Annotated in this window: 20 protein-coding genes, 2 tRNA genes and 1 other annotated feature; of the genes, 12 read left to right on the top strand and 10 right to left on the bottom strand. The window is 64.0% G+C overall.

Going from position 1 to position 21067, the window contains the following annotated elements; all coding sequences use genetic code 11:
* Positions 1–32 precede the first annotated feature (32 nt).
* Complete coding sequence (locus NLM33_RS45595) at positions 33–1253, bottom strand: MFS transporter (protein ID WP_254105243.1); 1221 nt, start codon at positions 1251–1253, stop codon at positions 33–35.
* Positions 1254–1432: 179 nt separating this feature from the next.
* On the opposite strand from NLM33_RS45595, the gene NLM33_RS45590 reads away from it, so the two are divergent.
* Positions 1433–2683 (top strand): NupC/NupG family nucleoside CNT transporter, encoded by a 1251-nt coding sequence (locus NLM33_RS45590; protein WP_254105242.1) that lies wholly within the window; start codon positions 1433–1435, stop codon positions 2681–2683.
* Between the two features lie 57 nt (positions 2684–2740).
* Here NLM33_RS45590 and NLM33_RS45585 read toward each other — a convergent pair whose 3' ends face one another.
* Both NLM33_RS45585 and NLM33_RS45580 read right to left on the bottom strand, forming a co-directional pair.
* Positions 2741–3274: a cupin domain-containing protein gene (locus NLM33_RS45585; RefSeq protein WP_254105241.1), complete on the bottom strand. Its 534-nt coding sequence runs from the start codon at positions 3272–3274 to the stop codon at positions 2741–2743.
* 170 nt (positions 3275–3444) lie between these two features.
* A complete protein-coding gene (locus NLM33_RS45580; protein WP_254105240.1) occupies positions 3445–3732 on the bottom strand; it encodes an usg protein in 288 nt (95 codons plus the stop codon).
* A 379-nt stretch (positions 3733–4111) separates the two neighbouring features.
* Here NLM33_RS45580 and groES point away from each other — a divergent pair, with 379 nt between their 5' ends.
* From groES to NLM33_RS45565, 3 genes are all read left to right on the top strand, one after another.
* Positions 4112–4426, top strand: a complete 315-nt coding sequence (groES, locus tag NLM33_RS45575; RefSeq protein ID WP_212407848.1) for a co-chaperone GroES — start codon at positions 4112–4114, stop codon at positions 4424–4426.
* 91 nt (positions 4427–4517) lie between these two features.
* Positions 4518–6158, top strand: a complete 1641-nt coding sequence (gene groL, locus NLM33_RS45570; RefSeq protein WP_254105239.1) for a chaperonin GroEL — start codon at positions 4518–4520, stop codon at positions 6156–6158.
* 142 nt (positions 6159–6300) lie between these two features.
* Positions 6301–6933 carry a hypothetical protein gene (locus NLM33_RS45565; RefSeq protein WP_254105238.1) on the top strand — a complete coding sequence of 211 codons (633 nt, stop codon included), beginning with the start codon at positions 6301–6303 and terminating at the stop codon, positions 6931–6933.
* A 36-nt stretch (positions 6934–6969) separates the two neighbouring features.
* Here NLM33_RS45565 and NLM33_RS45560 read toward each other — a convergent pair.
* Positions 6970–8201, bottom strand: a protein-coding gene (locus tag NLM33_RS45560) for an IS3 family transposase (protein WP_254094988.1) whose coding sequence is annotated in 2 segments (ribosomal slippage) — positions 6970–7910 and positions 7910–8201 — 1233 coding nt in all. Because the reading frame shifts where the segments join, the coding sequence is not laid out codon by codon here.
* Positions 7801–7917, bottom strand: a sequence feature (AL1L pseudoknot). It overlaps the preceding gene by 117 nt.
* Before the next feature lie 39 nt (positions 8202–8240).
* On the opposite strand from NLM33_RS45560, the gene NLM33_RS45555 reads away from it, so the two are divergent.
* Genes NLM33_RS45555 through NLM33_RS45545 form a run of 3 tightly spaced genes read left to right on the top strand, consistent with a single transcriptional unit; the run spans position 8241 to position 9617 of the window.
* On the top strand, positions 8241–8786 hold the full coding sequence (locus NLM33_RS45555; RefSeq protein ID WP_254105237.1) for a hypothetical protein: 546 nt from the start codon (positions 8241–8243) through the stop codon (positions 8784–8786).
* Positions 8786–9430: a hypothetical protein gene (locus tag NLM33_RS45550; protein ID WP_254105236.1), complete on the top strand. Its 645-nt coding sequence runs from the start codon at positions 8786–8788 to the stop codon at positions 9428–9430. Before NLM33_RS45555 ends, NLM33_RS45550 begins: the two co-directional genes overlap by 1 nt.
* A 25-nt stretch (positions 9431–9455) precedes the next feature.
* On the top strand, positions 9456–9617 hold the full coding sequence (locus NLM33_RS45545) for a hypothetical protein (RefSeq protein WP_371930088.1): 162 nt from the start codon (positions 9456–9458) through the stop codon (positions 9615–9617).
* A gap of 245 nt (positions 9618–9862) precedes the next feature.
* Here NLM33_RS45545 and NLM33_RS45540 read toward each other — a convergent pair whose 3' ends face one another.
* The 3 genes from NLM33_RS45540 to NLM33_RS45530 all read right to left on the bottom strand — a co-directional run bounded on the left by NLM33_RS45540 (position 9863) and on the right by NLM33_RS45530 (position 11493).
* Positions 9863–11014, bottom strand: a complete 1152-nt coding sequence (locus NLM33_RS45540; protein ID WP_254105235.1) for a slipin family protein — start codon at positions 11012–11014, stop codon at positions 9863–9865.
* Between the two features lie 336 nt (positions 11015–11350).
* Positions 11351–11416, bottom strand: a tRNA-Lys gene (locus NLM33_RS45535).
* Between the two features lie 5 nt (positions 11417–11421).
* Positions 11422–11493, bottom strand: a tRNA-Phe gene (locus tag NLM33_RS45530).
* Positions 11494–11770: 277 nt separating this feature from the next.
* Between NLM33_RS45530 and NLM33_RS45525 the strand changes: the two genes are divergently transcribed.
* A complete protein-coding gene (locus NLM33_RS45525) occupies positions 11771–13111 on the top strand; it encodes a caspase family protein (protein ID WP_254105234.1) in 1341 nt (446 codons plus the stop codon).
* Between the two features lie 4 nt (positions 13112–13115).
* Here the strand turns inward: NLM33_RS45525 and NLM33_RS45520 are convergent, their stop codons facing one another.
* Entirely contained in the window at positions 13116–13955 is an 840-nt protein-coding gene (locus tag NLM33_RS45520; RefSeq protein WP_254105233.1) for a LysR family transcriptional regulator, read from the bottom strand.
* A gap of 133 nt (positions 13956–14088) precedes the next feature.
* Between NLM33_RS45520 and NLM33_RS45515 the strand changes: the two genes are divergently transcribed.
* Entirely contained in the window at positions 14089–14682 is a 594-nt protein-coding gene (locus tag NLM33_RS45515) for a cysteine hydrolase family protein (RefSeq protein WP_254105232.1), read from the top strand.
* A gap of 27 nt (positions 14683–14709) precedes the next feature.
* Positions 14710–15339 carry a glutathione binding-like protein gene (locus NLM33_RS45510; protein ID WP_254105231.1) on the top strand — a complete coding sequence of 210 codons (630 nt, stop codon included), beginning with the start codon at positions 14710–14712 and terminating at the stop codon, positions 15337–15339.
* 4 nt (positions 15340–15343) lie between these two features.
* Here the strand turns inward: NLM33_RS45510 and NLM33_RS45505 are convergent, their stop codons facing one another.
* Complete coding sequence (locus tag NLM33_RS45505; protein WP_371930087.1) at positions 15344–16507, bottom strand: DUF2778 domain-containing protein; 1164 nt, start codon at positions 16505–16507, stop codon at positions 15344–15346.
* Positions 16508–17069: 562 nt separating this feature from the next.
* Between NLM33_RS45505 and NLM33_RS45500 the strand changes: the two genes are divergently transcribed.
* Entirely contained in the window at positions 17070–17594 is a 525-nt protein-coding gene (locus tag NLM33_RS45500) for a FecR domain-containing protein (RefSeq protein ID WP_254105229.1), read from the top strand.
* Positions 17595–17657: 63 nt separating this feature from the next.
* The gene (locus NLM33_RS45495) at positions 17658–19547 is read left to right on the top strand and encodes a CHASE2 domain-containing protein (protein ID WP_254105228.1); all 1890 of its coding nucleotides are present in this window, start codon (positions 17658–17660) and stop codon (positions 19545–19547) included.
* A 14-nt stretch (positions 19548–19561) separates the two neighbouring features.
* On the opposite strand, the gene NLM33_RS45490 is transcribed toward NLM33_RS45495, so the two are convergent.
* Positions 19562–21064 carry a glycosyltransferase family 39 protein gene (locus NLM33_RS45490; protein ID WP_254105227.1) on the bottom strand — a complete coding sequence of 501 codons (1503 nt, stop codon included), beginning with the start codon at positions 21062–21064 and terminating at the stop codon, positions 19562–19564.
* Positions 21065–21067: the final 3 nt, after the last annotated feature.

Genomic DNA, 21067 nt, shown 5'->3' with positions numbered 1-21067 from the left:
CAGTAGGCGGAGAGGTAGAAGGGGGTATTATTTTACTCCAGCCGCTCCACCTTCCGCAGGCTCGGAAACAGCTTCATCCATAGCAACGCTGCCGCGATGGTGCCGATGCCACCGAGCACGGCGGCCGGCATCGCGCCGAACAGTGCGGCGGTGAGCCCGCTCTCGAACTGGCCGAGCTGGTTCGAGGCGTTGATGAAGAGGAAGTTGACCGCGCCGACGCGGCCACGCATCTCGTCGGGCGTAGCTAGCTGCACCAGCGAGAAACGGATCACGACGCTGATGGTGTCGGCGGCGCCCAGCACCGCGAGCGCCAGCACCGACAGCCACATCCACGGCGACAGCGCGAACACCACGGTGGCGATGCCGAACACGATCACCGCCTGAAACATCCTGATGCCAACATGCCGCGAAATGGCGTGACGGGCCAGCACCATGGTCATCATCAACGCGCCGACCGCGGGCGCGGCGCGCAGGACGCCGAGACCAAGAGGGCCAGCCTGGAGGATATCGCGGGCATAGATCGGCAACAGCGCGGTGACGCCGCCAAACAGCACCGCGAACAGATCGAGCGAGATGGTGCCGAGGATCGCCGGATTGGAGCGGATAAAGCGCACGCCGGCAAAGATGTCGTCATCCGCCGCATCCTTGGGCGTAGCCTGCGGGCCCGGCTGGATGAAACCGGTCAGGATCATGCCGAGAATCCAGAAAAGAACCATCACGGCATAGGCGAAGTGCGGCGCGACCGCATAGGCGAAGCCGCCGAGCGCCGGCCCGGTGATGGTCGCGACCTGCGCCGCGCCGCTGGCAATCGCAGTCGCCCGCTGGAGCGAGCCCTGCGGCGCGATCAACGGCAGCAGCGCCGCGGTGGTCGGGCTTTCGAATGCGCCGGCGATGCCGAGCGCGAAGGTGGCGATGAAGATCTGCACCTCGCCGATGGCGCCGAGATAGGTGCTCGCGGCGAGATAGAGCGCGGTCGCGGCTTCCGCGAGCTGGCAGAGCTGGACGACGCGCTTGCGCTCAAAACGGTCAGCGGCATGGCCAGCGACGAACACCAGAAGCGCTGTGGGGAGGAACTGCACGAGCCCGACCATGCCGAGCGCGAAGGCTGAACCCGTGAGATCGTAGATCTGCCAGCCGATCGCGACCGCCGCGATCTGGCTGGAAAAGCGCGACAGGCTGCGCGAGAGCAGGAAGAAGAGGAACGGCTTGTGCTTGAGGAGGTCGCCGGCACTGACCGGCGGGTTCGCGGACATCGGCTGCTCTTGAAGCTGCTCTTTTTCGGCGAGGCCCGTGGCGCCCCGCGCGGCTGGTGTTGACGCTGAGGCGTGACTGAGCCCGGAAGTCTTGTCAACAACCGGTCGGGCTCCGGTGCGCCCCGGCATTGCCTTTGCAACGGCCCGGCTGCCATAATCATTGCGGGATTGGGGACATCATGCTGCGACTGCAATCGGCACTCGGCATTTTCGCATTGCTGTTGATCGCGTTCGCGCTGGCGGAGAACCGTCGCGCGGTTTCGCTGCGCCAGGCGGGAATCGGCCTCGTCGTCACCTTCCTCACCGCGATCGTCCTGCTCAAGCTGCCGTTCGTCGCGCATGCCTTCGGCGCCATCAACGACGCGGTCGGCGCGATCTCGGCGGCCGCGCGCGCCGGCACGTCGTTCGTGTTCGGCTATGTCGGCGGCGGCCCCCTGCCCTTCGACCTCAAGGCACCCGGCGCCGATTTCATCCTCGCCTTCCAGGCGCTGCCGATCGTGCTGGTGATGAGCGTGCTGACGACGCTGCTGTTCTATTGGCGCGTGCTGCCGCCGATCGTGCGCGGCATGGCGTGGCTGCTCGAGCGCACGCTGGGGGTCGGCGGCGCGGTCGGGCTGTCGACTGCAGCGAACATCTTCCTAGGCATGGTGGAAGCGCCGCTGTTCGTGCGCCCTTATCTGGCGCAGATGACGCGCAGCGAATTGTTCCTGGTGATGACCGGCGGCATGGCCGGCATCGCCGGCACGGTGCTGGTGCTCTATGCGACGCTGCTTGCGCCGCTGATCCCGGACGCGGCCGCGCATTTCGTCATTGCCTCGGTGCTCGGCGCGCCGGCCGCGATCCTGATCAGCCTGATCATGGTGCCGGAGACGGTCGACCGGCTCACCGGCGGCTCGCTCGAAGACCCCGACATGCACGCCTCCGGCACGATGGATGCGATCGTCAAGGGCACCTCAGCAGGGCTCGAGCTGCTGCTCAACATCGTCGCCATGCTGATCGTGCTGGTGGCGCTGGTCTATCTCGTCAATGCCGTCCTCGGCCTGCTGCCGAGCATCGGCGGCGCAGCGATCTCTCTGCAACGACTGCTGGGCCTCGTGATGGCGCCGGTGTGCTGGCTGATGGGGCTGCCCTGGGATCAGGCTGTCACGGCCGGCAGCCTGATGGGCACCAAGACGGTGCTCAACGAGCTGATCGCCTATGTCGATCTGTCGAAACTCGCACCCGACGCACTCGATACGCGCTCGCGGCTGATCATGCTCTACGCGATGTGCGGTTTCGCCAACTTCGCGAGCCTCGGCATCATGATCGGCGGCCTCGGCGTCATGGCCCCGGAGCGACGCGAGGAAATCAACGCGCTGGGGTTGAAGTCGATCGTATCGGGGACGCTGACGACGTGCCTGATGGGCGCGATCGTGGGGGTGTTGACGTAGGTTGCTCCGTCATTCCGGGGCGGTGCGAAGCACCGAACCCGGAATGACTGCGAATGGTTACGCCGTGATCTCCACCGTCTTGAACTCCGCCGGCAGGATGATCTCCAGCAATTCCACGTCGTCCGAATAATCCAGGATCATGTGCTTGATCTTCGGCGGCTGGGTCCAGGCACTCCCCGCTTTCATCAGCGTCTCGCCCTGGCCGTCCATGTAGGTCTTCACCCAGCCCTTGAGCACGTAGACCATCTGGAATTCGACGGCGTGATAGTGCAGCTTCGAAACCTCGGCCGGATTGCACGGCGGCAGCAGGCGGATGACATGGGCCTGCGCGAGACCATGCGTTGCCGCTGCGATACCGAGATCGCGATACTGCGCGTAGGCGCGCAGGCCGTCGGCTTTGAAATCCTCTTCGCGGTGATGGCTGACGGCGATGCGCTGCTTGGGCCGGGTGCGCGTTTTCGCAGATGTCGCGCGAGCTTTGGCCTTCACTGCCTTGCGGGCCGAAGATCGCTTAGCGACCTTGTTGCCGTGCCACTTCTTCTTCACCGCTGATTGCGCCGCGCTGCGCGAGGTCACCTTCCGCTTGGCCATTGTCTGCCTCCCGTTCTTGTTCTGATGGGAAGCTAGCACGGAATTTGGGAATCGTAGGGTGGGCAAAGCCGGCGGTCGCGCGAACGCGCGGCCGGTGGCGTGCCCACCAAATGGCGGACGCGTTTGGTGGGCACGGCGCATTCGCGCCTTTGCCTTCCCTACGGCAGCTCTCAATGCAGCCTGAACACGCCATCGACGGCGCGCAGCTCGGCGGGCTTGATCAGCTTGGAGTGCGCCACCGTCACCGAATAGAGGGGACCGTCGAGCTTCTCCTCCCAGAAGGCGAGGAAATCCGTCAGCGCCGGGAATTTCGGAAACAGATCGTAGTTCTGCCAGATGTAGGTCTGGAGCAGCGAGGGATGATCCGGCATCCGATAAAGGATCTGCGCCGTCGTCAGCCCGTAACCCAGCAACTGTTTCCGGAAGTCGTCGGAAACACCCCCAACCCGCAAGCCCATGCCAGCCTCCTTTGCAGGAGCGCATATTCAAGGGGTGACTTACTCGGACTGCCCTAAAGAGCCACCCGGAAACGATGCGCTCACATGAGAGAAATGTGACGCACACTGCCAACCCATCTCAAGCCCAAAAGTTTAACAAGTTGTTGAAATTCAATGCTTTAGCAGCAGATCGCGGCGCCTGCTAATAGCCGGGCGGGGTCCGGTTAACGATGGAAAATGTTTTTGGCAGACAGGCCTTCTGAGTGCTGATTTTTCTGCTAGAAGCCCTTGCTCCCGTAAAAAACCTGTCCTATCTCAGCTTCGCCCGCACTAGCACTCGCGGGCATCGACTGCTAACATCCAAAAATCTCCATCTTGTGCAAATGCTTAGGAGGACTGCATGAAATTCCGTCCGCTTCACGACCGCGTCGTGGTCAAGCGCATCGACGCAGAAGAGAAGACCGCTGGCGGCATCATCATTCCCGATACGGCCAAGGAAAAGCCCTCGCAGGGCGAAGTGATCGCCGTCGGCCCCGGCGGCCGGGACGAGAGCGGCAAGCTGATCCCGATCGACGTCCAGGTCGGCGACCGCGTGCTGTTCGGCAAGTGGTCGGGCACCGAGGTCAAGATCGACGGTCAGGACCTGTTGATCATGAAGGAAAGCGACATCATGGGCGTGCTCGAAGCTCCCGCTTCGAAGAAGAAGGCCGCCTAGTTCAACCGCTCGCATCGCTCACCCCTGAGGAGCGCCTGCCGGGCGCCTCGCCAAGGGTGAGATGAGACCAAGACAACTCAGGGAAACCAATATGTCAGCCAAAGAAGTGAAATTCGGCGTCGACGCCCGCGACCGCATGCTGCGCGGTGTCGAGATCCTCGCCAACGCCGTGAAGGTCACGCTCGGTCCGAAGGGCCGCAACGTCGTCCTCGACAAGTCGTTCGGCGCTCCCCGCATCACCAAGGACGGCGTCACCGTCGCCAAGGAGATCGAGCTCGACGACAAGTTCGAGAACATGGGCGCCCAGATGGTGCGCGAAGTCGCCTCCAAGTCCGCTGACGCGGCCGGCGACGGCACCACCACCGCGACCGTGCTCGCGGCTGCGATCGTCCGTGAAGGCGCCAAGGCGGTTGCCGCCGGCATGAACCCGATGGACCTCAAGCGCGGTATCGACCTCGCCGTCGACGCCGTCGTCGCGGACCTCCAGAAGAACTCCAAGAAGGTCACCTCGAACGAGGAGATCGCCCAGGTCGGCACCATCTCGGCCAACGGCGACCAGGAGATCGGCAAGTTCCTCTCCGACGCCATGAAGAAGGTCGGCAACGAGGGTGTCATCACCGTCGAGGAAGCCAAGTCGCTCGAGACCGAGCTCGACGTCGTCGAAGGCATGCAGTTCGACCGCGGCTACATCTCGCCCTACTTCGTCACCAACGCCGACAAGATGCGCGTTGAAATGGACGACGCCTACATCCTCATCAACGAGAAGAAGCTCTCCTCGCTGAACGAGCTGCTGCCGCTGCTCGAGGCCGTGGTGCAGACCGGCAAGCCGCTGATCATCGTCGCCGAGGACGTCGAAGGCGAAGCGCTCGCGACCCTGGTCGTGAACCGCCTGCGTGGCGGCCTGAAGGTCGCGGCCGTCAAGGCTCCGGGCTTCGGCGATCGCCGCAAGGCCATGCTGCAGGACATCGCGATCCTGACCGGCGGCCAGGCGATCTCGGAAGATCTCGGCATCAAGCTCGAGAACGTCACGCTCAACATGCTCGGTCGCGCCAAGAAGGTGATGATCGACAAGGAGAACACCACGATCGTCAACGGCGCCGGCAAGAAGGCCGACATCGAGGCGCGCGTGGCCCAGATCAAGGCGCAGATCGAGGAGACCACCTCGGACTACGACCGTGAGAAGCTCCAGGAGCGTCTCGCCAAGCTCGCTGGCGGCGTCGCGGTGATCCGCGTCGGCGGCGCGACCGAGGTCGAGGTCAAGGAGCGCAAGGATCGCGTTGATGATGCGATGCATGCGACCCGCGCCGCGGTCGAGGAAGGCATTGTCCCGGGCGGCGGCGTCGCCCTGCTCCGTGCTTCCGAGCAGCTCAAGGGCCTGCGCACCAAGAACGACGACCAGAAGACCGGCGTCGAGATCGTGCGCAAGGCGCTGTCCGCTCCGGCCCGCCAGATCGCGATCAACGCCGGTGAAGACGGTTCGGTGATCGTCGGCAAGATCCTCGAGAAGGATCAGTACTCCTACGGCTTCGACTCGCAGACCGGCGAGTACGGCAACCTCGTCACCAAGGGCATCATCGACCCGACCAAGGTCGTGCGCACCGCGATCCAGAACGCCTCCTCCGTGGCGGCGCTGCTGATCACCACTGAGGCCATGGTCGCCGAGCTGCCGAAGAAGGCAGCCGCCGGCCCCGCCATGCCCCCGGGCGGCGGCATGGGCGGCATGGATTTCTGATCCAGCCGTTTCAGGCAAACTCAAGAAATGCGAAACCCCGGCAGCGATGCCGGGGTTTTTGTTTTTGGCGAATTGAGCACCGCTACTTATCGTTGTATGATGGGGTCGTTGCTTTAGCCTGTGGCTCCTTGAATAATACTGATTGTTGCATGAGGCGGTTTTGCCAATAAGCTTCTCGACAATTTTGAGCGCCGTCAAACCACGCGACCGCAGCGACCAGTACGTCATCTTAGCAGCGCTCCATTCACTGAATGCCGAGTTGCTTCCCGCCACAGTTAAGCAGATAAGCCAAGTGCTGAGGCTTCATCTTGGCGCGAAAATGCCATCGAATGTGAGCGCAAGTCTTCGAAAATACAGTTCGTACGTCGAGCCTGTTGACCCGGGTCCTCCGATGCGCTGGCTCCTCAAGCCGGAAGGTATCGGTCGCCTACGAAGTCTAAGCGACCTTGCCCTGCCTACCGTCGAACCCGAGGCCGCCTTTGGTACGGATATTGGAATAATCTGCGCACTTGAGCAGCCCGAACTTGATGCGGTTCGAGAAGCCTTTGGAGGAGCGAAGGCCTGGCGAGAGATTGGCGATGCAAGTTTTGCGCATGTTTATCAAGAGACGACGTTAACGACGAACTCCGGCAAAAAGCTGCGAGTAGTTGCGACCGCTTCCACGTCTATGGGCCTTACGGCGGCAGCCATCGCTACGACGCAATTAATCTTGCAGTTTCGACCCCGCCTAGTCGTGATGATAGGAATTGCAGCGGGGACTCGATCTGGGAACTGAACCGCCCCGGGTTTGCCGGAGGCAATTTGGTTTAAGTTATGCCGCCATGGCGGGTTGTTCCAGCATGGCGTAGTAGCGTTGCTCGGCTTCGGCCGGCGGGATGTTGCCGATGGGCTCGAGGAGCCTTCGGTTGTTGAACCAGTCCACCCATTCCAGCGTCGCGAACTCGACGGACTCGAAGCTGCGCCATGGCCCGCGCCGATGGATCACCTCGGCCTTGTAGAGGCCGTTGATGGTTTCGGCGAGAGCGTTGTCATAGGAGTCCCCGACGCTGCCGACAGAAGGTTCGATACCAGCTTCAGCCAGACGCTCGGTGTATTTGATCGAGACGTATTGGCTGCCCCTGTCGCTGTGGTGCACGAGCCCGCCGCGATGGACCGGCCGGCGATCGTGCAGGGCCTGTTCCAGCGCATCGAGCACGAAGCCCGCATGCGCCGTGCGCGAGACCCGCCACCCCACGATCCTGCGGGCGTAGGCATCGATGACGAAGGCGACGTAGACGAAGCCGGTCCAGGTCGCGACATAGGTGAAGTCGGAGAGCCAAAGAACGTTCGGCCTTGGCGCCCTGAACTGGCGGTTGACGTGATCCAGCGGGCATGGCGCGGCCTTGTCGCTGATCGTGGTCTTGACGGGTTTGCCGCGGATGACTCCTTGCAAACCCATGTCCCGCATCAGTCGCGCCACCGTGCAGCGGGCAACATCGAAGCCTTCCCGCTCGAGCTGCCGCCAGACCTTGCGCACGCCATAGACCCGGAAGTTCTCATCGAACACCCGCCGAACCTCGATCTTCAGGGTAGCGTCCTGCCTGGCGCGCGCCGACAGCCTGGCAGGATCGCGCCGCCTGGCCACATGGGCGTGGTAGGTCGAAGGGGCGATCGGCAAGACCTTGCAGATCGGCTCGACCCCATGCGCCCCACGATGATCGTCGATGAAGGCGATCATGGCTTGGACCGGCGGTCGAGCTCCGCCATCGCAAAATACGCGCTCGCCTTGCGCAGGATCTCATTCGCCTGCCGAAGCTCACGGTTCTCCCGCTCCAGCGCCTTCAGCTTCTCGGCCATGTCGGTCGGAACGCCGGCCCGGTGTCCGCTATCGACTTCGTCCCTCTTGACCCAGTCGTGCAGCGTCTGCGGTGTGCAGCCGATCTTGGCCGCAATCGAGGTCACGGCCGCCCACCGCGACGGGTGCTCGCTCGCATGATCCAGAACCATCCGAACCGCACGAGCCCGGACCTCGGGTGAAAACTTGTTCGTCGTCTTGCTTGTCATGGCTCCATCCTCTCAGGAGTTGGAGCCTCCGGCAAACCCGTGGCGGTTCAGAACAAAGAATTTGGAGACGTTCTAGTTGCCGACCCGAGCGTCGACTACAATTCCGGAAAGGTCGTCGACGTAAATGGAATACGCGAATTCCTACCCGATCCATATCCCATTGGCTTGAACGCTCGGCTCCGTAGCGTTTTGCAGAGATATTCTGGAAATAAGCAGGTATTCACTAGGATACGGGAACGCTGGACTGGAGCGACACCCAAGAACGGGAATAGATTGCACATTGGACCGGTCGGAGCCGCAGATCAGGTAATCGACGATCCGACCCGGATTCTGGAGATTACGAAGAATTGGCGAAAGCTTGTCGGCGTAGAAATGGAAACCTACGCGGTTTATCGAGCATGCCACGAATCTCCTGATCCAAAGCCGCGTATGGCTTCATTCAAAGCTGTGTGCGATTTCGCGGCGGAAAAGACGGATTCTTGGCAGACCTTTGCAGCGTTCATGGCTGCTGAATTTGCCGTCGATTTTCTAAAAGCCGAATGGGATGCACTGTGGCCCACTACCTTGCAGGGGAGAGATAGATAATGGGAAAGAAGCCCGGCCGGAATGCTGACTCGCCAGAGATCGCCGCAATTGGAAATGTCTACTCGGCGCTGCAGGACCTTGACGCTTCCGCGCAGCTTCGTGTTTTGCGATATGCGGCAGAGATGCTTGGACTGAAGTACGACATCGCCGGTGCAACTACCGTCGCACGCGATAATGATCGGCAACTCGCGGGCTCCGTCTCTTCTCCAGCTCCTAGGGGACCAGAGGATGACCATTCCAGCGACGATTCCGAGGGCATCAATTCAGTGGCGCTGAAGTGGCTCAAACGTAGCAATCTAGATCCGAAGAGTCTTCAACCATTCTTTAGTCTTGGGATAGACGAGATTGATCTAGTTGCAAGAGCCATACCTGGCGGCAACAAGAAGGAACGCATGCACAATGTGCTACTCTTGAAGGGGGTTGCGGCCTATCTGGGCACGGGCGCCGCCCGCGTCACCTTCGAGCAGTTCAAAGAAGCGTGCCTACACTATGATGCGTACGACGGCGCAAATTTCGCAGCTTACATCAGATCGTTCGCTGTCGACGCGGGCGGAAGCAAGGAAACCGGTTTCACTCTGACTGCTCGTGGTTTGACGGCCGCAACTGAACTCCTACGAGCCATGCTCGGCCAAAAGACTTCATGAATACGACGACCTCGTCAAAATCGGCATGATCGACCGGACGAAGGTCGTGCGCACCGCGATCCAGAACGCCTCCTCCGTGGCGGCGCTGCTGATCACCACCGAGGCTATGGTCGCCGAGCTGCCGAAGAAGGCAGCTGCCGGCCCCGCCATGCCTCCGGGCGGCGGCATGGGCGGCATGGATTTCTGATCCAGCCGTTTCCAAGCAAATTGCGAAATGCGAAACCCCGGCAGCGATGCCGGGGTTTTTGTTTGTGACGACATTCCGGGGCGCGACGAAGTCGCGAGCCCGGAATGACGAGCCGAGAATCCCTCACCTCACTGCCTTCCTCGCGCAGGACGGCGCGCGCAATGCTCGCCTCAACTCGGTCGCTGCGCCCGCGCACTTCACTTACCGGACAAACGAAAGGCCGCCCGTGGGCGGCCTTTCTTGACTCACACGCTCTCAGGCGCCTTCAGGCGCACGAGCCGGGTGAGCAGGGCATCGAGGCCCTCGCCGTCACCGGCATGGAGGTCGATGCGGCCGACCTTCTCGACCAGCCGCTCCAGCGACTCCAGCTCCTTGAGCCGCAGCAGCAGGGGGTTCTCCTCCATCAGGCGGGCGGTGTTCAGAAGCGAGCGCGTCGCCGCGGTCTCTTCCTGCCGGCGGATCAGGTTCGCCTTCGCGACCCGCTCCGCCTCGACCACCTTGTTCACCAGCTCCCGGATTTCGCCGGGCAGGATCACATCCTTGACGCCGAGCTCGGTGACCTCCACGCCTGATACCGCGACGCGTGCGCGCACATAGTCGCGCAGCTCCGCATCCAGCGCCGCCTTCGCAGACAGCACCTCGTCCAGCGTGCGGCCGGCCACCGCCTCGCGGATCGCGAACTGCACCAGGCGGTACAGCCACGCATCCACGTCAGGCACGGTCGCGACCGTGCGCTCGGGATCGACGATCCTGCGGAACGCGGTCAGCGTCACCCGCAGCGCGATGCGATCCCTGGTCAGCATCTCCTGCGCGGTGATCTCGACCGCCTGGGGCCGCAAGTCGAGGCGCTTCACCTCGATCTTGCGGCCGACGATCCAGAAGGCGTGCCGGCCAGGCGCGAGCCGCTCCACGAGCCGGCCCTCGACATAGAGCAGGCCCGCCTCGTGGTTCTCGACCACCGTCTCGCTCACGACGGTCGAACGGTTGCGCTCGATCATGGTCAGGTGCCGCGCGTCGACGCGGGGATCGCGCGACACATCGATGCGCTCGACATCGATGCGGGTTGCGACCTTCCAGTAGACACGCACCTGCCAGGGCGTCATCAGATGCACGGGCCGGCCGTCGAGGCTGACGATGGCGATCTCGTCCGCCTTGGTCTCGACCGCTTCGAACAGCTCGGCGGCAAGATCAGGCCGCGCGGCCTTCAGCACCGCGTAGCGATCCGCAGAGAATTCGCTGCGGACCACATCGAGCACTTCGGCCTTCAGCTCGTGCAAGGGATCGAACAGGCGATGCCGACCGGGCGCGAGCACGCGCACGAGCTGCCCGTTGCGCGTGAGCAACGCACGCTCGCCATCCTTCACCGTCACGTTCAGCATCAGCAAATGCCAGCTCATGGCACGCCTCCATCATGTTGCCCTCCGGCCAGACGCGGCCGGACGGCGGGTTTCGTTTGCAAAGGACGTGAGGACACGGACGACGCTTCCTGAAAAAACGGCGGGCCGGGGCTTGAGCTTGCGTGATGCCGGGCGCACGCGCGCGATCGCTCGGCGCGTGTCGAGCGGTCATGCCGAGCCACCCGGCATCAGCGCAAGCGGTATCCACCGCGGCGCGAAGCCGGTCTCACAGTGTCGTTGTTCGGACGGAAGCCTTTTGGGCAAAACGGCCGGACTGCGACTGAAGCGCGCGTCCGGTCCTCGTCAGAGGTGTCAGTTTTTCAGGCTGACCCGTAGCGCTGGAGCGGGATTCGAACCCGCGTCACGATGATTAAACGTCATCTGCTCTACCACTGAGCTATCCTTTGTGGAGCAAGAGACCGGAATCGAACCGATGCCTTCGGGGTTTCAGCCCGACGCTCTCCATGAGCTACGCCTGCTTTTCTCCTTCGTTCGGCGGAACACGAAACCGGAAACCGGCCCGCGCCAGTCGGGTCTCAGAGAGCCCGAACCCATGGCCATCGCGAAGGAGCGCGCTCATAAGGCAAGCGCGGCGACTTGGCAAGAGGGTCGAACGAATATTTCGCTCTGCCTGTCGTAAGCTCAGCGGCCGTGTGCCCGCTGGCGGATGTGACCGGCTTCACAGAGACGGCATTGATGTTGGCCTAGCATGCGCTAATCTCAGCGATATTTCCGATGTTCTCTCGGGGGACATCCATGCGCGCATTTTGCAGAATTTGCGTTGTCCTCGCAGCCGCTTGGTTCGGCTCGTGTCCCGCATCGGCGGAGACGCGGGTGGCGCTGGTCATCGGCAACGGCGCCTACGTCAATACGGCTCAGCTCGCCAATCCGTCGCACGATGCGGAAGACGTTGCGACCGCGCTCACGCGCAGCGGCTTCGAGGTCATCCAGGGCACGGACCTGCGCCAGGCCGACATGCAGAACCTGACGATCCGTTTCGCTCGCGCCGCAGGCAAAGCCGACGTCGCGATGTTCTACTACAGCGGTCACGCGATGCAGTACAACGGCGTCAACTATCTGATGCCGGTCGACGCCGTGCTCACGGACGAAGCGGATCTGAAGCGCTTCGTCCGCGTGGATGACATCCTGAACGATCTGCAACAGGCCAAGAATCTGCGCATCCTGGTGCTCGATTCCTGTCGCGATAATCCGCTGGCCGAAAGCCTGAAGCGTTCCGCCGGCGCGACGCGCGCCGCTTCGATCGGACGCAGGCTTTTGAAAGTTGAAGCGCCGCTCGGCACGATCGTATCGTTCTCGACGCAATCCGGGCAAACGGCCGCAGACGGAAGCGGCCGCAACAGCCCCTATACGTCCGCATTCCTGAAGCATATCGGGGAGCCGCACGAGATCGGCGACATCTTTCGCGACATCAGCGGTGACGTCTACGAGACGAGCGGCAAGACCCAGCTCCCGGAGCTCTCGCTGTCGATCATCGGCAAATTTTATCTGAACGGACCGGTGTCGGTGACGATTGCTCCGTCGGCTCCTCAGCCTGCGCCGCGAGCCGATCCGTGCGCCGCCGCCGAGGCACACTGGAAGGCTGCCGACGCAATCGGCACGATCGCCGCCTACGAAGATCATCTCGCAAGATTTTCAGGTTGCAGCTTCGCCAATCTCGCCAAGGCGAGGATTGACGGCCTGAAACAGAAGACCGCGCTCGCGCCGGCGGCCGACGCGAAGCCCGCCGCGAGCAAGGAATTCGACGGCAAATGGGACGTCAGCGTCAGTTGTGCGAATGCGGGCAAGGCGCTCGGCTACACCAGGAGCCTCACGGCCACGATCGCAAACGGAGCGTTCCACGCCGAGGATGCGGACCAGGCAAAGGCGAACTGGCTTGCCATCGAGGGACAAATTCAAGCGGACGGAAAGGCCACGCTGAGTGCTCGGGGCACGACAGGCCCGAGCGCCTACACCGTCAACAACGCCGCTCCCGGCTCGGCCTACGCGTACACGATCGACGCCCAATTCGAACGCACCCGCGGCACCGGCAAACGCAACGAATTGCGGCCCTGCAACTTCACGTTCGTCAAGCGCTGATCAATCATTCCCGCGCGACATCCTTGAAGCATCGGCGCACCCACTCGATCGTCAGGCGCGTCGCGGGATCGCGCTTGAGGTGATTTTGCACCAGCAGCCAGACGTCGCGGCGCCTTGCGAGCAAGGTGGCGCGCAGGCTGCGATCGGCGAGCAACGCCTCGCAGCCATATTCGGGGAGCACGCCGATCGCCTGATGCGACTGGATCAGGGTGCGGATGACGCGGACGTTGTCGGTGACGCAGCGCGCATTCTTCAGCCGCTTCGCGCGCAGGAATTGCGCCTCGGGGATCGTGTCGAGCTCGTCCGGATAGGCGCACACGATCGGATCAACCTCGCTGCGGTCCGCCGGCTCGAAGAAATACAGGCGCACATCCGCAAGCCTGGAGATCGTGAAGTCGCCCTTGTCCGGCTTGCGCAGGCGGATGGCGAGATCGGCCTGCCAGCGCGAGAATTTGACGTTCTCGCTGGAGGTCAGGAATTGCAGCGTCAGTCCCGGATTGTCGCGCAGAAAGCCTTCCGCGCGCGGCGCCAACAGCTCCTCGGCGACCGTGTTGGTGGAGGCGATGCGCAGGCGGCCGACGGCGCCGGGCTCGCTCTCGCCGATGCGATCGATCGCGGCGACATGCGCCGCCATGGCCTTGACGTGCTCGAGTACCGCCTCGCAGTGGCGGGTCGGCCGGCGCAAACCATCGACCGCCTCGAACAGCGGCACGCCGAGGCTCCGCTGGATCCGCGCCAGCCGCCGCCCCACCGTGGTCTCGTCGATGCGCAGCCGCGCGCTGGCGCCGGCATAGGTGCCCTCGTCCCGCACGGCCGCAATGATGCGCAGATCGTCCCAGTTCATTCCCCTCGTTTAGCATGGGGTCCGGCCTGCCTGCAAATTTGCAGCCATCTGCTGCAATAGTCCTGCACAATGGCAGGCCGGAGCTCGGCTAGGTTTCATCCATCCGAACTCCACCAAAAGGCAGCCTTCCGCCATGACCGCTCCCAAAACCCTCCTTGAACTCGCCGGCGCCGATCTGAGCCCGCCCCGGCTCAGCGAAAGCTGTCTCGTCCTGATCGACCTGCAGAACGAATATCGCACGGGGCCGCTGGCGCTGCCCGACGCCGAGCCGGCCATCGCGCGCGCAGAGCGGCTACTCTCCCGCGCGCGACAGGCGGGTGCTGCGATCTTTCACGTCGCGCACAAGGGCCGAGCCGGCGGCCTGTTCGACCGCGAGGCGGAGCGCGGCGCGATCGTTGCGAGCCTCGCGCCGCTCGCAACCGAGCCGGTGATCGAAAAGCCGCTGCCGAACGCCTTCGCCGGAACGGATCTGCAAGCGCGGCTGGCCTCGACCGGACGCAAGAATATCGTGCTCGCGGGCTTCATGACCCACATGTGCGTCAGCTCGACCGCGCGCGCCGCGCTCGATCTGGGCCTGCGCACTACCATCGCTTCGGATGCCTGCGCGACGCGCGACCTGCCCGACGGCCGCGGCGGGGCAATTCCCGCCGCCACCATCCACGACGTCGCGCTCGCGGAATTGTCCGATCGTTTCGCGATCATCGCGCGCAGCGACGCACTGAGCTGATCAATCTGGAAACGGAGTCCTTGGACCATGCTGCAGCTCTATTTCTCGCCAATGGCCTGCTCGCTCGCCAGCCGCATCGCCTTGATGGAGGCCGGCATCGAGGCGCGCTACCATCTCGTCCACCTCTTGACCAAGAAGCGCATCGAGGATGATACCGACTTCCGCGCGGTCTCGCCCAAAGGCGCGGTGCCCGTCCTGATCCTGGAGAATGGCGACCGGCTAACGGAGAGCGCAGCGGTGCTGCAATACATCGCCGATCTCAAACCGGAGACGGGCCTCGCCCCACCGCTCGGCACTCCCGATCGCTATCGCCTGCAGGAATGGCTGAGCTTCATCGGCGCGGAGATCCACAAGGGCTTCCTGTTTCCGTTCTTCTGGTACAAGGACGACGCATCGCTTGCGAAGCCCCGCGCAAGAATCGGACAGACATTGTCGGTGCCGGCCACGCATCTCGCCGACCGCGAATTCCTCGTCGGCGACCGCTTCACCATTGCGGATGCGCATCTGACCTGGGCTTTGCTGCTGCTCCGTCCCGCGGGCGTCGACATTGCGCAATGGCCGACACTGGCCGGCTATCTCGACCGCATGCAGGCGCGGCCGCGATTGAGAGAGGCGATCGCGATCGAGGCTGCGCTGCGCAAGACGGTGACGGCTTAAGGCCTCACTCGACGCGCGCGAGCACGGCGAGCTTGCGGATGCCCTTGTTGCGGTAGGCGTCGAGGAAGGCGGAGTAGTCGCGGAACGATACGCAGCCGTTGGAATCGCCGTTCGGCCCGAGCATGAAGGTGTGCGCGAGCAGGCCGTCGCGACCGTAGATCGCGTTCTCGCCGCCAACCGGCGTCAGCCGCAACGCGGGCACGCCGTGGAACAGCGCCTCGCGCGGCTTGAGCATATAGATGTGCGGCGGCGTCACGCCGCGCATGCGGACGCGCGAGGAGCGCGGGTCGTCGAGATTGGAGCCGAGGCCGGAATGCGCCTCGAGCCTGGTGCCGTCGGGGAGGTACACCATCTTCGCGGTGATGTCGTAGACCGCGGTGTCGCGGTCATAGGGCGGCGCACCGCCGAACATCGGGTTCTGCTCCCTCGGCGCGATGCTCGCGGTCACGCTGGCATCGGCTGACGCGTAAGCCAGCAATCCGCCTGACGGCTCACGCTTGCCCCAGAGCTTCTCGACCATCGACTGCCGCGGCCCGGTGATCGCCATCACCGCCGCCTTCGCGCGATCGGCGAAAGACTTCGTGGGCTTCGCCTCCGGCACGCGCGCGGTCTCGGCCGGCTCGGCCGAAGCAACCTGCACAGGCGCATCCGCGCCACGCTTGGCCTTCGCGGCGTCTGCGATCTTGGCGGGGCCTTGCGCCTTTTGCGCTTCCGCAACCTTCGCGGGCGCGGCGGGCTTCGCGGCCTCCTTGGCGTCGGCAACGTTCGTAGCGGGAGCCTGCGGCGCGGCGTTCGCCGCGTTGGACGCCACGCTCTGTGGGGCCGCAGCAGCAAAGCGCTCGTTGAACATTTCGCGCGTGATCGGCGTGACCACCTGCCCGCGATCGGGCAGCATCGCAAAGACTTCCCTGACCGCTTCGCCGGCCTCGCGCAGAGCGACCTTCGGCGCGCGCTTGATCACGGGCTCGTCGTAGCCTGCGGTGCCGACGGTCGGATAGACGCTCGCACCGAAGATGTAGTTGTGGACGGTCCAGCCGGCGCCCAGCACGAGACAGCCGATCGCGGCGGCGCCGACGATGGTCTGGGTGGTCACTTTCCGGGAAGACTTCCGAGAAGATTTTTTGGACTTCCGTGCCGCGTTACTTTGCGCAGCGATACTCGTACTCATTCGCCTTGCGTCCAGGACGGTGTCACTCAGTCCCCCTTCGAAGTGCCGCTGCTGGTCACGATCCGAAAGCTGCATCTCGCAGAGGGTCGGAGCGTCATTAAGGCGACTTTTAGTTAAATGCGGATTAAGTTCGGGCGGATGTGGGGCGGCTCGGCAGAGCTGTCCCGTTTCGGGAAATAGTCCGCAGAACTACGGACTTAGACGAAGTTGTTAACCATGTTTCTCGGCCGGTTTGGCGTGCCTCCAGCCGCATCTCATGACGCATCCAACAACGGCCTTTTCGTGATCTTGAACGCCGCCCGATCATAGCGACGGAGCGTTGCGCGAGGCTGGCGGACCCCACCTTCGATGCGACGCGCGACACGCGAGCACACATCACATCGCGCACCGAGCGCTCGCGCGACACGGCGCGCTGACCGAGAGTTGATCGCGCATCATCTGGAAAAGAGCCCCGCGGCAAAATAGGTCCAACCTCGGCACTTTTCAGCAGCCTCTGCGAATGATACGGTACCGTATCAACACATCGCCTTGAAATGTGCCTAGCACGCCAATGGAGGCTGGCATGAGAAGGGTCTCACACGCCGGATTTTGGGCTCTGGCGTCGTCGTTCTTGTTGATCGGTCAGGCTGTCGCGCAGCCTGCCATTGCGGGTTGCACGTCGTCGCCGTCGGCCGCGGGAACGCAGATGTGGCGCTGCGATAACGGCATCACGATCGTTGCGGAAAATGGCGCCAGATTTGAACTTAAGGACGCCAACCGCGACGGACATATCGACTCGGTCGAGTTGAGCAGCAAGGCGCTGCTGGTCGAGGTTCCCAAGAAGCCCGGCGGCAATCCCTTCAAGGTGTTGACGCCGCAGGCGATCGCCGCAGTACGCGGCACGAAATGGGCCGTCGATGCCGCCGACGGCAGCAAGACGTCCGTGTTCGTCGCCGACGGACGTGTCGGCGTCAGCCAGAGGGCCCGCGGGCGGGCCGTCCTGCTCGGACCGGGCGAAGGTGTCGACGTCGAGACGACCAGCATGGCGGAGGTCAAGCGTTGGGGCCAACCACGCATCGACGCCTTGATGGCAAGGCTCGGACAATAAGACTTGGACAATAGAGGCTTGGACAATAAGGCTCGGACAATAGGTGACGGCAGAACGACGGGTATGAGTAGCCGACGCGTTCAAATCCTGGTTGCGCTCGTCCTCACCGCGCTGTGGGGCGCCGCCATTTGCGTCGCTCACGCGAACGGCCACCTGCAGTTTCTCGATCGTCTCGAGGCGACGCTGACGGACTTGCGCACGCTGGCGCGCGGCCCGCAGCCTCCCCCCGACCTCGTCACCATCATTGCGGTCGACGACACCGTCGTGAAGCGCGGCGGCCGCTATCCGCTTCCCCGCGCCGACCTCGCGCGCGTCGTCGATGCCGTCGCGCAATTCAAGCCGAAGGTGATCGCCGTCGACCTCCTTCTGGTCGATCCTGGCGCCAGACTCGGCGATGCCATGCTGGCACGTTCGCTCGCCGCCGCGTCCACGGTCCTGGCCGCCGCGGCGATCTTTCCAACCGCCACCGATACCGTGGCAACCAGCAGCGAAGGGCCGCTCGCCGCCCTGCCCCAGGCCGAACGTTTCCTGCTGCCGCTGCCGGCCTTCGCCGATCACGCCGAGGTCGGCATCGTCAACGTTGCGACGGGGCAGTCCGGCTCCCCACTCTCGGTCCCGATGCTGTTCCGGACGGGCGACAAGGTCGAGCTGTCGTTTCCGCTGCGGGTGGCGAGCCGGGCGCTCGGCCAGCCGCTGACGATTGCGCCCGATCACCTCATGCTCGGCGAGCGCACTGTCCCGACCGACACGGACTTTTCGCTACCCATTGCATATTACGGCCCGCGCCGCACGATCCGTACGTTGAGCGCGCAGAACGTGTTCGACGGCACGCTCGATCGCGGGGCAATCGAGAACCGGATCGTCGTGATCGGCGCATCGGTCGCCGGCGGCGGCGATTTCTTTCCGACGCCGTTCGATACCCTGATGCCCGGCGTCGAGGTCGTCTCGACCGCGATCACGCATCTCGTCGCCGGCGACGGCATCGTGCGCGACCGCAAGGTTCATATCGCCGATGCATTCGCCGCGATCCTGCTGCCAATGGTCCTGGTGGGCCTGCTTGCCTGGCGGCGAAGCGCGATCGGCCTGATTGCGGCCGCCGTGGTGATGATGGCCTGGGCCGCTCTCAACCTGTTCGCGTTCACGCACGGCATCTGGCTCAACGCCGCAACCACGCTCGCGGCCGCAGTGCCGCCGGTTGTGATCTTTGCCGGCGTGCAATTGTGGGCGGGAGGCCGCAGGACGCAGTACCTGACGGCAAGGAGCAGATCGCTGGCGCAATTCCAGGCGCCCGCCGTGCAGGAGTGGCTGGCGCGCGATCCCGATTTCCTCAGCGAGCCGGTCCACCAGAATGCCGCTGTCGTCTTCATCGACCTCTCCGGCTTCACTGCGCTCAGCGAACGGCTCGATCCGGACACGCTTCGCGACCTGTTGAAGGCGTTTCATGCGCTGGTCGACACGACGGCGGTCTCATCCGGTGGCATGATCACCGGATTTCTCGGCGATGGCGCCATGATCCTGTTCGGCCTGCCGCGCGCAACGCCTGACGACGCGGCGCGAGCCGTCAAATGCTCGGTCGAGTTGCACCGCGTTGTGGAAAGCTGGAGGGCATCGCTGCCAGCATCATACAGGGATCAGCTCGGCTTCAAGATCGGCGCGCATTTCGGTCCGATCGTCGCCTCGCGTCTCGGCGGAAGCCACCAGCACATCACCGCGACAGGCGACAACGTCAACGTGGCGAACCGGTTGATGGAGGTCGCAGCCCAGCACGATGCGCGGCTCGCGTTCAGCGATACCCTGCTGGACGCGGCCGATTTTCACGGCGACCCCCGCGGCATTCTGACGGGACCGTTGCAGACGCAGGTTCGCGGCCGCGCCGGTGCGGTTACCGTCTGGTTCTGGCACGAAGAGCGGCAGCCGGGACAAGCCGCGGCTGAGGCCGGCGTCGCGGGCTGAGAGCTCGAAACCCGTTACCGGACCTCCGGCGGCGGCGTACGGTCGAGAACCTCGCCCTTGGCGCCCTCCATCAGATCGATCCCGTAGGTCTCGACGACAAGCGGCCCCCTCTTGCGCTGCAATTCCGCGACGCGCGTCACCTGCGAGAAGGTGTCGTTGAGGAAGGGGTGACCGTCGGCGCGCAGCTCGTCGACATAGAGCAACTTGCCGGCCAGGAGTTTCGGATCGGGCTCGCCCATATTGACCCAGCGGATACGCTGGTCCCGCTGCAACACGCAGGTGCCGCGCGGCAGATAGAAGGCGAGCCAGGCCGTGGTGCCGTAGTCCGGCGCGAGGATGCAGGCCGCGCCGGTCTTCGCGCGGACCGCCTCGATCTCCGATGCGAGCGCGCGCCAGCCGACGCCGACGCTGCGCACGGTGGCGTCGCGGCGATAGCCGGATAGCCAGCCGGTATTGGCCTGCACGATGAGGGCCGCAAACATCGCGATGCCGGTGGGTGCCGCCCATTTCAGGCAGAATGCGACGAGCTCCTGCTGCCGCGGCTTCCATTGCGCGATGTGCGCGGCGACCGCGGCCGCAACCGCGAAGGCGGGATAGACCGGCGCGAACCAGTTGGCCTCGACGCGCGCGTGCAGCGAATGCCAGACGAAATAGACGACGATGGTCCAGAACATCGTTTCGACCAGGATGCGCGAGGCCGACGCGCCGATCCGCCGCCAGGTCAGCACGTGAAGACCCATCGCACCGAGGATGAAGACGAGCGGCGTTGCGAATGCGAATTGCGTGGGTATGAGCTCGGCTATGAAGACGGGACGGAAATCCTCGATCCGCGCGCGGCCGAACTGCTTGAGGAACGACACCCATTGATGATCGGCATTCCAGAGCACCACGGGCGAGAAGATCGCAAACGCCACGATGCCGCCGAGATAGGGCCAGGGCGAGATGAACCAGCGCCGCAGCTTCGGCACGGCGGCGAGCCAGATCAGGATCGCGACACCGAAGAACAGGGCGGTGTATTTCGACAGCAGCGCGGCGCCGACCGCAGCACCCACCGCAAGCCACCACACGCCGCGCCCGGTCTCCAGCACCTTGGCCAGGAAGAACAGCACGAAGCTGGAGGCGACCAGCAGCGGCGCATCGGGCGTGACGATCAGCGTGCCGACCGCGGCCATCAGCGTCGCGTTGAGCAGGATCGCGCTGGTTGCGGCAACGCGCGCGCCGCCGAACAGGATCGCGGCGGCGCGATACACCGCATAGCTCATGGGCAGCGCGAGCAGGATCGAGACCAGCCGCACGCCGAGCTCGGTGTCGCCAGCGATCATGGTGCCGGCGCGGATGACGTAGGCGACCATCGGCGGGTGGTCGTAGTAGCCGCCCGCCAGGCTCTTCGACCAAATCCAGTAATAGGCTTCGTCGAAGGTGATCGGCGTGAATGCGGCAGCGACCAGCCGCAGCATCACGAGCGCGATGATGATCAGCGCGGTGTTACGGACGATCCGCGCGTCGGCCCCGCCCATGAT

It is taken from the genome of Bradyrhizobium sp. CCGUVB1N3, assembly GCF_024199925.1.
GTDB lineage: Bacteria > Pseudomonadota > Alphaproteobacteria > Rhizobiales > Xanthobacteraceae > Bradyrhizobium.
The sequence above is the reverse complement of the archived record's forward strand: the minus strand, read 5'-3'. Positions and strand labels throughout refer to the sequence as shown.

Coding starts and splice junctions, on each gene's coding strand:
- NLM33_RS45595 (WP_254105243.1), bottom strand. CDS start 1,253: ATGTCCGCGAACCCGCCGGTCAGTGCCGGCGACCTCCTCAAGCACAAG.
- NLM33_RS45590 (WP_254105242.1), top strand. CDS start 1,433: ATGCTGCGACTGCAATCGGCACTCGGCATTTTCGCATTGCTGTTGATC.
- NLM33_RS45585 (WP_254105241.1), bottom strand. CDS start 3,274: ATGGCCAAGCGGAAGGTGACCTCGCGCAGCGCGGCGCAATCAGCGGTG.
- NLM33_RS45580 (WP_254105240.1), bottom strand. CDS start 3,732: ATGGGCTTGCGGGTTGGGGGTGTTTCCGACGACTTCCGGAAACAGTTG.
- groES (WP_212407848.1), top strand. CDS start 4,112: ATGAAATTCCGTCCGCTTCACGACCGCGTCGTGGTCAAGCGCATCGAC.
- groL (WP_254105239.1), top strand. CDS start 4,518: ATGTCAGCCAAAGAAGTGAAATTCGGCGTCGACGCCCGCGACCGCATG.
- NLM33_RS45550 (WP_254105236.1), top strand. CDS start 8,786: ATGGGAAAGAAGCCCGGCCGGAATGCTGACTCGCCAGAGATCGCCGCA.
- NLM33_RS45545 (WP_371930088.1), top strand. CDS start 9,456: ATGATCGACCGGACGAAGGTCGTGCGCACCGCGATCCAGAACGCCTCC.
- NLM33_RS45540 (WP_254105235.1), bottom strand. CDS start 11,014: ATGAGCTGGCATTTGCTGATGCTGAACGTGACGGTGAAGGATGGCGAG.
- NLM33_RS45525 (WP_254105234.1), top strand. CDS start 11,771: ATGCGCGCATTTTGCAGAATTTGCGTTGTCCTCGCAGCCGCTTGGTTC.
- NLM33_RS45520 (WP_254105233.1), bottom strand. CDS start 13,955: ATGAACTGGGACGATCTGCGCATCATTGCGGCCGTGCGGGACGAGGGC.
- NLM33_RS45515 (WP_254105232.1), top strand. CDS start 14,089: ATGACCGCTCCCAAAACCCTCCTTGAACTCGCCGGCGCCGATCTGAGC.
- NLM33_RS45510 (WP_254105231.1), top strand. CDS start 14,710: ATGCTGCAGCTCTATTTCTCGCCAATGGCCTGCTCGCTCGCCAGCCGC.
- NLM33_RS45505 (WP_371930087.1), bottom strand. CDS start 16,507: ATGAGTACGAGTATCGCTGCGCAAAGTAACGCGGCACGGAAGTCCAAA.
- NLM33_RS45500 (WP_254105229.1), top strand. CDS start 17,070: ATGAGAAGGGTCTCACACGCCGGATTTTGGGCTCTGGCGTCGTCGTTC.
- NLM33_RS45495 (WP_254105228.1), top strand. CDS start 17,658: ATGAGTAGCCGACGCGTTCAAATCCTGGTTGCGCTCGTCCTCACCGCG.
- NLM33_RS45490 (WP_254105227.1), bottom strand. CDS start 21,064: ATGGGCGGGGCCGACGCGCGGATCGTCCGTAACACCGCGCTGATCATC.